The sequence below is a fragment of the Sporolactobacillus shoreicorticis genome (assembly GCF_024125445.1).
Taxonomy (GTDB): domain Bacteria; phylum Bacillota; class Bacilli; order Bacillales; family Sporolactobacillaceae; genus Sporolactobacillus; species Sporolactobacillus shoreicorticis.
The window spans coordinates 82,519-95,464 of the sequence record NZ_JAMXWM010000010.1; the positions used below are offsets into that span (position 1 = coordinate 82,519).

The following is a 12,946-nucleotide window of genomic DNA, read 5'->3' on the forward strand; positions in this document are numbered from 1 at the left end:
GGAGGTGATCACATGATCACTATTTTAGCGGAAAAACCAGATCAGGCACGCCATTATGCAGCGGCGTTCGACCGCGCTTCGCGTAAGGACGGCTACTTTGAAGTCATCGACGACCTTTTTAACGAACCTGTTTTTTTAACCTACGGCTTTGGGCACTTAGTGGAACTCGTCGAACCAGCTGTCTATGATCCAGCCTGGGAAAAATGGTCGCTGAACACGTTGCCTATGCTGCCTTCACATTACCGTTTTTGCGTACCGACGGACAAGCAGAAGCAGTTTGCGATCGTCAAACGGTTACTGGATCGATCAGACGCGATCATTGTTGCTACGGACAGTGATCGCGAGGGGGAAAACATTGCTCGATCTATCATCACTCAGTCCGGAAATGCAGATAAGCCCATCCGGCGATTGTGGATCAACTCACTCGAAACGGATGAGATTCGCCGTGGTTTTGCGGAACTGAAAGACGGCGCGGATTTTGTATCCAGTTACTGGGAGGCCCAGTCCCGGCAGATTGCGGACTGGCTCGTGGGGTTGAACGCTACCCGGCTGTTTACGCTGCTTCTTCGGCAAAAAGGTCTGCAGGGCACTTATTCCGTTGGCCGTGTTCAGACGCCGACTTTAGCCATGATTGCTGCTCGTCAGCAGGCGATTGAAAATTTCAAACCTGAAAAATTTGTGGAAATTCATGGCGATTTTCAAACGGATAACGGAAGTTATTCTGGGAAACTAGATCAACGTTTTCCCTCTGCGGATGAAGCTGAAGCGCTGCTCGACCAGCACGGTTTAGCAATTGGCCGGCCTTCGCCGGCGACCGTTCAGACGGTAGCAAAGAAAGAAAAACGAGAGGCTTCTCCACGCCTTTACAGTCTGAGCGATCTGCAGGCACGGGTTGATAAAGTCTATCATATCGGGCCGGCAAGCACGCTTGCAGCTGTGCAGGCACTCTATGAAGCTAAGCTGCTGTCCTATCCGCGAACGGATTGTAACTTCATTACAGAAGGTGAATTCACCTATTTATCGGCCAATCTTTCAAGCTATCTGCTGCTGCTTGGCGTGGAGCTGCATAATCCCGAAATGAATGCAAAAAAACGCTACGTGGACGGGAAGAAGGTCCAGGAGCATTACGCGATCATTCCCACTCGAAACTTGCCGTCTGCGGCGGATCTCGATGCACTTCCAGCGACGCAGCGCACGATTTACCAGGATGTACTGGCAAATACCGCCGCCATGTTCTATCCACCGCATGTTTATGAGGAAACGATCATTCTGACGAACGCTGGTGGTCTCATCTTCAAAACTCAAGGAAAAGTCGAACGGGATCCGGGTTGGAAGATACTTTTTTCATCCGAACCGGACAAGGATCGGCCCTTGCCCCAGGTCAGCGAGGAACAGGGAGTAACCACGACGCTTGCGCAGAAAGAGGGAGTAACCACGACGCTTGCGCAGAAAGAGGGAGTGACCACGCCGCCTAAGCCCTATACGGAAGGCCAGCTGATTACGCTCATGAAGACCGCAGGGCGCACGTTAGATGCAGCCGACGAAGCGGCCCGCAAGACATTGGCAGAGACGGAAGGTCTCGGCACGGAGGCGACGCGATCAGGCATTATTGAAACACTTAAACGGCAGAATTACATTGTGGTCCGGAAGAGCACGGTATCGGTCACGAAGAAGGGCATGCTGCTCTGCAATGTGCTCTCCGGCAGCAAGCTTACCAGTCCTGCTTTTACGGCCGAATGGGAGACTTACCTGAAAAAAATCCGACTTCATGAAGGTACTCAGGAGCGCTTTCTCAGCGGAATCCAACGATTCATAGTATTTAATGGACGAAGCCCCCAAGGCCCTGCAAGCGTCCACAGACCAGCTGGAAGAAGTGGTAACAGCGCAGTCGATGGGTCGCTGCCCGCTTTGCGGCCAGCCGGTACTTGATAAAGGGAAATTCTACGGTTGTGCGGGCTATGTCAGCGGATGCAAGTTTACGCTGCCGAAAGAATTACTCTCAAAAGACTTGGACCCGTCAATCATTAGAACGTTGCTTTCCGGCAAAAAAACACGCAAGTTGAAGGGTTTTAAAAGCAAAACCGGAAAATCCTTTGACGCGGTTTTGACGATCCAGGAGGGAAAATTGGTTTTTCAGTTTGACCAGAGCAAATTTCGTCAGAAAAAGGTTCGCAAAAAGCCTGTGAATCGTAGGATGAGAAGCTCATGAATCCAATTACTGCAACATTCATCGCCATTCATCAGGGAGAAATGCGTATGACTGATCGACAATTTGCCAAAAAGTATCAGGGAAAACGTCGGGAGATCCGGCAGGGAATCAGCGACTTTGAATTGATTTTAGAACAGGAGCGCCGGGAATTTGAACATTCTAAAAAAGGGCAAGGGAGAGGATTCAAATGATTAATAATGTGACACTGGTTGGACGACTGACAAGGGCTCCAGAACTGCGCTACACGCCGAATGGTGTTGCGGTAGTTCAATTCACGCTGGCAGTGAATCGGCCATTCTCTGGGCAGGATGGTGAGCGACAGGCAGACTTTATTTCCGTAATTGCCTGGCGGGGTACGGTCGAAAGTTCGGCTAAATATTTGAAAAAGGGCAGTTTAGCCGGCGTTGAAGGGAGGATTCAGACGCGAAACTATGAAAATAACGAAGGTCGCCGCGTTTACGTGACGGAGGTGGTCGCCCGTCAAGTTGAATTTCTTGAGCCAAAAGGAACCCGGCATGGCGCAGCACAAGAGCAGGATGGATCTGTTTCTAACCATGCCGGTACAGCTGGGCCAGGTGCTGGCTCTTCCGCAGCCGCTGACGATCCATTTGCAAACAGCAGCCAGCCGATCGATATTTCGGAGGATGATCTGCCCTTCTAAATCAAAGAAAGGTTGAAAACAACCAGAATATCATTCAATGAGAATATAACGAATAGGCTTTTGCAGAAAGGACGGGACAAAGTGTGAAATATGTTTTGGGACAACTTGCAATGGCAGCCGGAATGATTGCGATGTCTCTCTATATCATGATGCTATTAATTTTTGCGGCTCAAATAATTAAGTACAAAAAAAGCGAGCACAAAAAGAAAATAAAAATTGAGATAATGATCGGCAACGCCATTCATTTTCGCAAAGAAATCAGCAAAATAAAGGGTTTGATCATGACTTATGCATTGGCATTTTGCCTACTGACTTTGATAATAGAAACGCTATTCGTATTAATAACTAGGATCGTGGACATCTATTAACTTTAACGAGGGGGGACTAAGCATGAATCAACAAAATGAATTTGTAATCGGGAAGATGGGAAAAGGAGTGGGCTTTCATATTAGGGAAGCGAATCCCCAAAAAGGCGATTCATATGAGAAACTTGTAGAGCGATTTGATGACCAAGTTGTCAAGTTAGATCTAAGTAATAAAAAGCAATTTAGTGTTTGGAACCCGTTTGATCTTTCATCAGAACAGAAGCGTGATGAATAATGGCGTATGGAACTTGCAAAGTGTGCGGCTGCACCGATGATCATGCTTGTATGACGGACTACGGACCTTGTTGGTGGGTAGACGAGGGACACACTCTTTGCAGTGCATGTGCGATGGAAGAGGCTATTCGTATGAAGAGTGCATGGAATCGCAGCGGTTGACGCCTGCTGAATATGAGCGTTTAGAACGAATCTTTGGCAATTGAAAAATGATGTATAAATGATATTCAGAAGAAGTATTCCACGCCTTTGAATCAAAGAATATATCAAATAAATAGCTGAGAGATATATAAAATGCGTGATTATTTGCCGGTCAAGCCAAAGGTAAGACAATGAGATATAAAAAAACATCTATTAGATAGAGGAGAGATAGCAAATGAAAATGATGATTGCAGACGACAATGGTAACTCTACAACAAAAATGATTTTGAATGGCGAGCTACTCCAGCAACCGACCACAGTACGCCACCTGCCCTCGACTCCAAATAGCTCAGAAGGCACAATGAATGAAGTAGTGGGTGGATTAATGAACCAGTTGCTTGTTGATCTCTCGTCACCGGCGCTTCGAAGGAATGGACTCTATATGATTGGCCAGAGAGCAAAAGCTTCGAGTACGCGATCGGAGTCCATGAACATTCATGTTGGTCGGAAAGCCGAGAGTGATATTCCGGTGATTACGACGCTAGGTATGGCGGCGGCGAAAGCGGTTCAGAAGAGTTTTTTCCAAACGCATGAGCTGCCCAGTTCGCTTACGGTAGAAGATTTCATGACGGGGGCAATTCCTGCCAGCGAATACACTCCAAGAATCGCCAGAGCTCTTGAAGAAAAATACATGGCGTCACCTCATATTGTCACTGTTCATGCGCTCAATGAGATTGTCACAGTAACTCATTTTTTCAGACAAGTAAAGATCACTCAGGAAGGGATCCCGGCTCTTTACGCCCTGCTGCAGGCCGATAAGGATATTCTTAATGATTACGAAGGGCCTGAAAAATCGCCTATGGATTTTAAAAATAAACGTGCATTGCACATAGACATTGGTGATGGAACAACGGAGTACATCTATACGGAAGGTGTCAACCCGGTGCCGGATAAATGCAGCGGCGCCCGGCGTGGTGTGGGACATGCGACTGAAGAGGCAATCAAGATGCTATCTCATCAAACCGATGGATATGTGAAGCTGACACGCCAGCAGTACATGGATGTCCTTGCTGATCCCGAAAATAACTATTATTCAGAGGCTAAAGAATATTTTTCTGAAACCTTGCTTACCCAGGCGGAACAGATTCAGCAGGATGTAGAGGAAAAGTTCATGGAGCTGTCGGCTTCGTTGGATTATATCATGGTTTACGGCGGTGGCAGTATTGCTTTTTATGATCCACTGTATGAAAGACTGAAGATCTTCGCCAAACGTGTCAATACGAATCTGCTGTGGGTGCCCAAAAAGTACGCTGTTACTATGAATGCAAAAGGCATGGACATTCTGAATCGTCATCTGTTCTATAAAGACGTCGCCATAACGGTCGTTTGAGGGGGCGGAGACAAAAATGGAAAAGAAAGAACGGAGCACCTATTTCTGGCGCTACGACGGGGATCCGGATGCCCGGCAACGTATAAATGATTGGATGGATCAACAGAACAATGTTCGGGATTCTTTGCAAATGCTTGTTCTGTACTTCGCCGATCGATTTGGCAATAAAAATGTTATGGACTATGAGGTGCAGAAACAACTCTATGCGGATGTACTTAATCTTTTGCCGTCGTCTTCAGAAAATCTGACAGAGTCGAGAGAAAAACTGTCTTCTTCTCCACCTGTGCGTTTTGATGGCACAGATTCAAAGTCAAGTGAACTTGACGATATTCTTAATGATGTTGACCTGAAAAACATTTAATTTGGAATATAGACAATCATCCAATCAGCATATTTAATATTCTTCTTCCCTGTTCCCGAACACCCACAGGGAATTTTTTGATTTATGAAGAATAAATTCTTCTGAATAAAAATTCGACGGAACATAGAAAAATATATACATCGAATTACATTGACTAAAATCCTTTATTGTAGCTATAATAATATCGTTCGATAGAAACCAAAGAAAGGACGTCATCGAATGAACACGGTTTTAAAACATTTGCCGACGTTAATTAGAGCATCTTTAGATGGAGAAAAAAGAACTGTTGAATTATCTACCTTGTCCATTATAAGAAAGCTAAAAAAAGAAGAGCCACAATTATCTTCAGAATTGGCAAAAATATTGGCAACCTATAATGCTGGTGCACCTATGACAAGATCAATGGGAATAGATCCCCCCCCCGTTGATAAGGATTCCTTTATGTCATTAGTAAATATTAGCGATCAGTCTGAGTTTGATGAGATTGTTGTGCTTAATTCAGCATTGAATAATCTCATATCGAATTTCCTAAAAGAGAGAGAGGCGATAGCCAAATTAATAGCTAATGATGTTAAGCCACCGAATAGTATTTTATTCTACGGTCCTCCAGGAGTAGGAAAAACATTACTATCTAAGTATATAGCCCATAAGCTTAGATTACCTTTAATATCATTAGATTTATCATCAGCTATATCAAGTTATCTTGGTTCGACAGGGAAAAATCTTAAAAAGGTTCTTGAATATGGAAAGAGTGCACCATCGGTGTTATTATTGGATGAATTTGACGCTGTTGCAAAAAGAAGGGATGATCCTTCTGACCTAGGTGAGCTGAAAAGAATTGTTAATGTGTTGCTTAAGGAACTTGAAGAATGGCCATATCAATCAATTATCATTGCCGCTACAAATCACCCAGAATTTCTAGATAAAGCTATTTGGAGACGTTTCGATATTAAAATAGAAATTTCCTATCCTGATGAAGGGGAAAGAATAAAGTTATGGGACATTTATTTGAACAAGAAAAATGTCATTAAGATAGATCATTTATTCTTAACTACAATTGCTAAATCATTTGAACAACTAAGCCCGTCAGATATTAAGCAAATTTCTGAACGAGTTTTAAGACAGGTTTTGGTGGAAGATGTAGATCCCATTGAAAATTTGATATCACAGCTTAAAGAACTTGGTAAGCAAGACAGTACATTATTCAATAAAATAATGGTTAAGAATTTAAAAGAGGTATATAAAACCAAAATATCACAGGCAAAAATAGCCAAGATGTTAGGAATAAGTCCATCGACCGTTAGCCACCATTTAAAGGGTAAGTAAAATGACATCTAGAAAAGAGGAATATTATGGCGGATGATACAAATGATTATTTACCAATAATAGGTAGTGGAGAAAATTTAATTGAGCCCATTAGCAAAACATTCTTTGGAGGACAACCTGCATATCCAAGAACTTATGGTGAAGCTAAGAATAGAATTAAAACTCAACTGAGCGTAGTTAGAAGGAATTTAGCTAATGTTCCTATGGAAAAGAGAATGGATGACTTTGTAATTACATTAAGGTTGAATGAGAAATTTTTAGCTAAGTCCTATGTACCTGAAACTTTATTCAAACAGGCAAAATTCCAGAACATTGGTTCGAGGCGTTGGGTATTTGAGGAAAATGAAGAAAAGAAGTATAGTAAACTTCATTTTTTAATGCTGAATAATAATGTTTTGACTCGATTTGAGCAAATACTTGATACGAATGAAAGCCAAATTCCAGATAATTTTAAAAATGATATTAGAAAAATAGAACAAATTTCACTTCTTTCAAAAAATGAAGTTGTTCAAGGATTTAGTGGAGAATGGGACGAAGGAACAGTTGAATTTGTTCTTCATCCTTACGGAAAAAACACTGATAAAATGATAGATAAATTTAAACTAAATTTACAAAAGCTTGGAGTAGATACAGATAGATTAAAAATAAAGACTTATGCTGGAGGTCCAACATTTGTAAGCGCACAGGTGAAAAAGAATGTAATTAATGGAATCGCAGACTTCAATCCTTTAAGGACAGTTCATCCATTAAAAGTTAATTTCTTCCCAGAGCTAAGATCCAATGTGGCGGATATAAATTTACTTTATCCCCCTAAAGCTGAACAGGTATCGCAGATCAAAGTTGGAATATTTGATGGTGGAATTGATGAGAGCCATCCTTTCTTGAAAAATTTTACTCATCAAAATAAATCGATCAGTTCATTTGCAATCTCGGACGGCATAAAACATGGAACTGCAGTTGCCGGGGTCGCCCTATATGGTGATTTAAATCAGTATGAAGCAAAATCAAGACTAATTGATCCGATTGTTTATGTAGAAAGTTTTCGAGTATTACCAGTAAGCGACCCTACTGATTTTGATTTGTATGAAGTAATTGATTTCATTGAGAAAGTTGTACCAGAAAGACATGATATTGATGTTTATAATCTATCATTTGGCCCTGTTGGTCCAATTCTTGATGATGAAATTACGAGATTTACTTTCTCTTTGGACACCTTAGCTTGGAATGATCGTAAATTGTTCGTTGTAGCAGTTGGAAATGATGGAGAAAGGCCAGCTCCTCTCAATCGTATTCAAGCTCCTTCGGACATTGTAAATGGTCTGAGTGTTGGAGCTTATACATTTAATCAGACCTCATCGAAATTGGAAAGAGCAAGCTATAGCTGCATTGGAGATGGCAGAGAAGGCTGTAAAGTAAAACCTGATTTATGTGCATTTGGCGGGGACCAACATTTTCCAATCCATCTATTAAATGCGAGCGATTCTAATTTTAAATGGTTGGCAGCAGGCACAAGTTTTGCAGCCCCAATAGTTGCGGCAAAAGCAGCTGAATTATTGGGGAGATGTCCAAGATTTAATCCATTAGTTGCCAGAGCTTTACTGATAAATTCTGCAATAAACCCAAATAAAGTTGATAAAGAAATTGGTTACGGGTTTTTAAATCAAAGTGTTGACGATATTTTGAGATGTGATAGAAATAGAGTAAATATTATTTACTCAAATTCAATGAACCCTAAGGGTCTTGCAAAACTTCCAATCCCATTACCTCTAAATGCAAATATAACGACAACAATAAAGATTTCTTGGACTATTGCAATTTTATCTAAAACCAATAACTCACATACTGAAGATTACACTGAATCAGCTATTGAGGATACTTTTTATCCTCATGATAGGAAATATAAATTAAGTAATACTGGAATAAATAAGTCAATTGAAGTAAACATTGATACAGATTCAACAACAATAGAAGAATACATCCAAAAGGGATACAAATTGAGCACTCTTCCTGTATCAAAAACTCCTGAAAAATATCAGACTGAACTTGCAAGGCGAGAAGAGTTAAAATGGGACACTGTTGTTAAAAGATGGAAGAGTATGCGTCCACTATCTTTGCATAACCCCTTTCTCGTCTTACACGCCCTTGGAAGAGATGGTAGTAATGATCGAATGGATTATGCAGTAGTTGTGACGATTGATATTCCCAAGTACACAGGTAATTTGTATGAGGATATCCTTAATGAATACAGAGTTCTGGAACCAGTGAAAATTAAGAATAGAAATGATGTCATGATATCTATCTCGTAAAATTCATTATCAATGCTGTATGGTTGCAGAGCTTTTACTATTTTGATGGAAACTCCTTGACAATTTGTCTCAGGGGTAAATAACTTTATTTATCATCTTGTTTGCTGCTAATTCTAAAATCAATTTTTCTCCGGTAATTTAACGAGGTTGACCTGAAAAACATCTAATTTGGAATATTGACAATCATCCAGCCAGCCGTTTAATATTTTTCTTCCCTGTTCCCGAAAGCCTACAGGGAATTTTTTAATTTCATAAAAAATAAAAGGACTCCCTTAATATGGGGGCCCACCGTAACGGATATTACCTGGACGGCACCCAGGATCTCTTTTAACTATCGCAATGATGGCGCATGGGGAACCTTTCCCACCTTAATATCCGTATCTACAATATTACCTGTTTCTATTCATTATAACCCGATGACTATAATTTTAAAGAACACGTACTTAGAGGGCTGAAAAAGCGGATTTCCCAACGCTCTTAGTTGAATCAATCTAAACGCGATTCGGCAATTCTGAAGACTTGATCATCCTCGCGTCTATTGATCGTTGATCGTGATGATCTGGGCAACTTGAATGTGCCCCGAATGATCCTGAAAATCATCCGAATACCAATCCGACAGAGTAAAGGTAGAGGAAAATATTACCGCTGTATGAAATTTTACCGATAATAAAATAAAGGGGATTATGGTTCTACAAGAAAGAGCGTGGAAGGATCGTGATATTTTGAGCACAAAAAAACGTGATACAGCGAAAGTGGCAAAATTTCGATTCAGATTATATATGAGTTTAGTAACGTTTCCCCTCGTACTTATTTCTCTTATTACTGCGGGCATTGTTATTAGTTCTTTCGGGGCAAAAGGTATCATTCTGTTATTATGTGCTCCACTTTGTGTATATATGCTTTTGATTTTATCTGACAGATATTATATACGGCCTATTCGTGATGAAGAGAAGAACATTTTCAAAAATAAAAAAATCATACATTATACCAACGAATTAACTTTGGAAGATGAAAACCATTACTCGATTACAGGAAGAATTAATTTATCCGGTCATAGTAGTGCTAAATCGAATTATAGGCTTAAATATAAAGATAAATTTAAAAGCTTTGTTTGGTTCCACCTTGAAGATAAAATGAACGAGCCATATTTTAGAGGATTCATGGAAGCTCACGCTCTTGAAAACGAATCTAGAAAATATAAGGTGATCGCTAATTTCCGTGAACTAGAGGGAAAGAACATATTTATTAATCCCACAAATAATTATATTCTTGTTGAAGGGGGCATTGAAATCAAGGGAAATTTATGTACTCAATTTAATTGGTATGATAATAAGGTTTACTGTCTTTATATGATAAAGCATTCCTTATATTTATTTCCGGTAATGTGGCTTGACATGGCGCAGCAAATTATTGGATCATGTTTGGACGAACGTAAAAAAAAGAAACAGCAATGCATCTCGAAGTCCCGAAAAAGATCGTAAATATGTGATCTTTTTTTATGCGTTGTTATCTTTTGAATATTAATTCTGAAAATCAATTTTTCCCCGGTAATATAGGGAAAATAAACTTATTAAAACTTAAAAAAACTTATTCAAAGTAAAAATTAGACAATTGAAAAAAATATAATTTAAATTGCATTTTTCTCTTTACAACCGAACGTGTGTAGGTGTATCTTGACTTGTGAAGACAAAAAAATAGGAGGGCAGCCCTTCGGTGAGCGCCAACTCGTCGAAGAGGCTAAAGCTCGACAAACAGTGACAGCTGTTTACGAACCCGCCCTCAGGTGCACGGCCGTACAAACCATGCAACCAAATTATAACCGACATTTTGACTATAATCAAAACGGGTTGGCTATAAAGCAGTAGAGGTTGTAGTTTGTTGCAAGATGCCCGCGCAACTGATGGAGCCATTCGGATCGTAAACAGGATCTGAATGGCTTTTTAATTAGCCATAAGGAGGATGTAGAGAACGATGCGTTCAGGAGCACCAATTCGACACGTGTTTACACCAAGAGAAATTGAGCATTTTGGCCACAGCGTTCGCATGATGAATGGAAATCTCGGAGAAGTCGACGGGAAGTATATTGTTTTTTTAACTTCTGGAGCCGTTCTATCCATAGCCAGTGCTTATTGGGAAATAAGGAACGTACGTAATGAAAACGGCCAAGTCATTGCCAAGCGTATTGGTAAACGCGTTGGGAAGTTGTGGGCGGTTGAGGGAGCCTTTCCCCGACTGGCGAAGGAAAAATACACGATGGTTTATTAATGAATTAAATCTTTAAGGAGGTGATGGAGCAGCAGCCCGGCGAAGCGCCGGACAAATAACAGGGACGTAGCGGTCCCTCCAGGCGTATAATACGCGGCCATGCAAAAATACGTCCTGGGTTGAGTGGGTCCCTCCTGGTGGGGAGCGAGGATTAGTATTAAGGCAGGTTTGGCTGCGCATTCTCAGATTTGACACGCATTTGTGATTTTGCCGATTTCCGGCGCTGTCAGATACTGTGCTGAGATAGAGTTTTCGGGTAAACCACTGCTAGAAACCCGTACATACGCCACACGTCTATTCGCTATTTAACTGTGGCGATTATTATTGGCACGAAGGTCGTCTGCGCTCAGGAAAATCATGGTATAATGCAGTTATAAAAGACCTGAATCAGACTTCCTAGTGCCCGACACATAACATATAAAAAAACCAAAGAAAGGATGGTGAATCAGGTGAGAAACCTTAAGACTAAAATCAGGCGTCCTGTGCTTATGTCAGTGCTGGCTGCTGTGCTCGTTATCGGAATTGGCGGCGGTGCGCTTGCGTATACAGCTTCGCAGCCAACTCATCTAAAAAAAGTCTCGGCCAGTGCAGCACATAAAAATGAATCTCAATCAGAAGCTGATGAACAGGCGCAGTCCTCGTCATCCGATTCCAGCAATTCGAGTCCTGCTTCTGATTTCAGCACTGCGACGAGTTCAAGTTCTGCACCTGTTTCAACATCAAGTTCGACGCCAGCAAAAGATTCTTCAACAGACCATTCAAGCGCAACAAGCAGTTCTACAGCAACAGCAGCGACATCAAGCACGCCGACTAAAAGAAGCTCGACGAGTTCTCATTCGAGCAGATCGACAGCTTCTTCTTCAGCGGCAAGTCATCCAAAGAGCTCGGTTCATTCAAGTGCGTCAACAGCGGCGAGTACATCAAGAACGAGTAGTACAACAAAGAAAGCAAGTATCACGGCAAAGAAATCAACTTCGAGCGGTAACAACAAGAGTAAAAATGAAACAAGTTCAAGCAGTACAAGTTCTGCAAAAACAAGTGGTAGTGTTTCTACAGTTAAGACTGGTAAGATTAAGAATAGTGATAATACTTATGAAGAGGGAGGTTTTTTTACAATACTAGGCAATCCTTAATTTGTAATTTTTACAGTATAAATACGTTTTAACTAGGAAAGGGGCTGTCCCGAAAGTGTATTCGCAAACAGTTCCACGAATTAATGACGTTGATGAATTAAGGCTGTGTATAATTAATGAGAGTGTCTCAGAGTCAAGAAAATGACTATTGAGACACTCTCTATTTTTATGAGGTGATGAAATGAATAGTAAGCAAGGTAAATTCATCAAATTAATTTTATCGGTCATGCTAGTCGCATTAATTACTTTGCCGGAAATGTTTCCTTACAATGCAAGCGCAAATGTTAATTATTAAGTATAACGGAACAGCTACATCTGGACCAAATATTGTTGGAGATTTTTCAATAAATGGAAAGCAAGCATTTTGTATTAAACATGATGATGGAACACCACCAACTAATACATCACAAAAGGGATTAAACGATTACAATAATGATAAAGTATTGAGAATTTTGTACTATGGGTATAACGGGACAAAAGATATTTTTAAGGCACATGGCTCAAGCAGAGATTCTGCAATAGTTGCCACCTCCCTTGCTTTATCTTCAGTGGTAA

Annotated in this window: 13 protein-coding genes and 1 pseudogene; all 14 read left to right on the top strand. The window is 41.0% G+C overall.

Annotation, left to right across the window (positions count from 1 at the left end; all coding sequences use genetic code 11):
- Positions 1-12 precede the first annotated feature (12 nt).
- The gene (locus NIE88_RS10130; RefSeq protein WP_253061778.1) at positions 13-1,929 is read left to right on the top strand and encodes a DNA topoisomerase; all 1,917 of its coding nucleotides are present in this window, start codon (positions 13-15) and stop codon (positions 1,927-1,929) included.
- Positions 1,892-2,209, top strand: a complete 318-nt coding sequence (locus NIE88_RS10135) for a topoisomerase C-terminal repeat-containing protein (protein WP_253061902.1) — start codon at positions 1,892-1,894, stop codon at positions 2,207-2,209. The genes NIE88_RS10130 and NIE88_RS10135 overlap by 38 nt, the downstream gene beginning before the upstream one ends.
- Positions 2,206-2,400 carry a hypothetical protein gene (locus NIE88_RS10140; protein ID WP_253061780.1) on the top strand — a complete coding sequence of 65 codons (195 nt, stop codon included), beginning with the start codon at positions 2,206-2,208 and terminating at the stop codon, positions 2,398-2,400. Before NIE88_RS10135 ends, NIE88_RS10140 begins: the two co-directional genes overlap by 4 nt.
- The gene (ssb, locus tag NIE88_RS10145) at positions 2,397-2,870 is read left to right on the top strand and encodes a single-stranded DNA-binding protein (RefSeq protein ID WP_253061782.1); all 474 of its coding nucleotides are present in this window, start codon (positions 2,397-2,399) and stop codon (positions 2,868-2,870) included. The genes NIE88_RS10140 and ssb overlap by 4 nt, the downstream gene beginning before the upstream one ends.
- Before the next feature lie 83 nt (positions 2,871-2,953).
- Positions 2,954-3,238 carry a hypothetical protein gene (locus NIE88_RS10150; protein ID WP_253061784.1) on the top strand — a complete coding sequence of 95 codons (285 nt, stop codon included), beginning with the start codon at positions 2,954-2,956 and terminating at the stop codon, positions 3,236-3,238.
- 22 nt (positions 3,239-3,260) lie between these two features.
- The gene (locus tag NIE88_RS10155; RefSeq protein ID WP_253061786.1) at positions 3,261-3,470 is read left to right on the top strand and encodes a hypothetical protein; all 210 of its coding nucleotides are present in this window, start codon (positions 3,261-3,263) and stop codon (positions 3,468-3,470) included.
- Between the two features lie 375 nt (positions 3,471-3,845).
- The gene (locus tag NIE88_RS10160) at positions 3,846-5,000 is read left to right on the top strand and encodes a ParM/StbA family protein (protein ID WP_253061788.1); all 1,155 of its coding nucleotides are present in this window, start codon (positions 3,846-3,848) and stop codon (positions 4,998-5,000) included.
- A gap of 16 nt (positions 5,001-5,016) precedes the next feature.
- Complete coding sequence (locus NIE88_RS10165) at positions 5,017-5,361, top strand: hypothetical protein (RefSeq protein ID WP_253061790.1); 345 nt, start codon at positions 5,017-5,019, stop codon at positions 5,359-5,361.
- A 219-nt stretch (positions 5,362-5,580) separates the two neighbouring features.
- A complete protein-coding gene (locus NIE88_RS10170) occupies positions 5,581-6,687 on the top strand; it encodes an AAA family ATPase (protein ID WP_253061792.1) in 1,107 nt (368 codons plus the stop codon).
- Between the two features lie 26 nt (positions 6,688-6,713).
- On the top strand, positions 6,714-8,993 hold the full coding sequence (locus tag NIE88_RS10175) for a S8 family peptidase (protein WP_253061794.1): 2,280 nt from the start codon (positions 6,714-6,716) through the stop codon (positions 8,991-8,993).
- A 683-nt stretch (positions 8,994-9,676) separates the two neighbouring features.
- Positions 9,677-10,474, top strand: coding sequence for a hypothetical protein (locus tag NIE88_RS10180; protein ID WP_253061796.1), 798 nt, complete (start codon positions 9,677-9,679; stop codon positions 10,472-10,474).
- Positions 10,475-10,964: 490 nt separating this feature from the next.
- Entirely contained in the window at positions 10,965-11,258 is a 294-nt protein-coding gene (locus tag NIE88_RS10185; protein WP_253061798.1) for a hypothetical protein, read from the top strand.
- A 449-nt stretch (positions 11,259-11,707) separates the two neighbouring features.
- Positions 11,708-12,391, top strand: coding sequence for a hypothetical protein (locus NIE88_RS10190; protein WP_253061800.1), 684 nt, complete (start codon positions 11,708-11,710; stop codon positions 12,389-12,391).
- Positions 12,392-12,672: 281 nt separating this feature from the next.
- A pseudogene (locus tag NIE88_RS22795) lies at positions 12,673-12,945 on the top strand (thioester domain-containing protein); the annotation flags it as partial.
- Position 12,946: the final 1 nt, after the last annotated feature.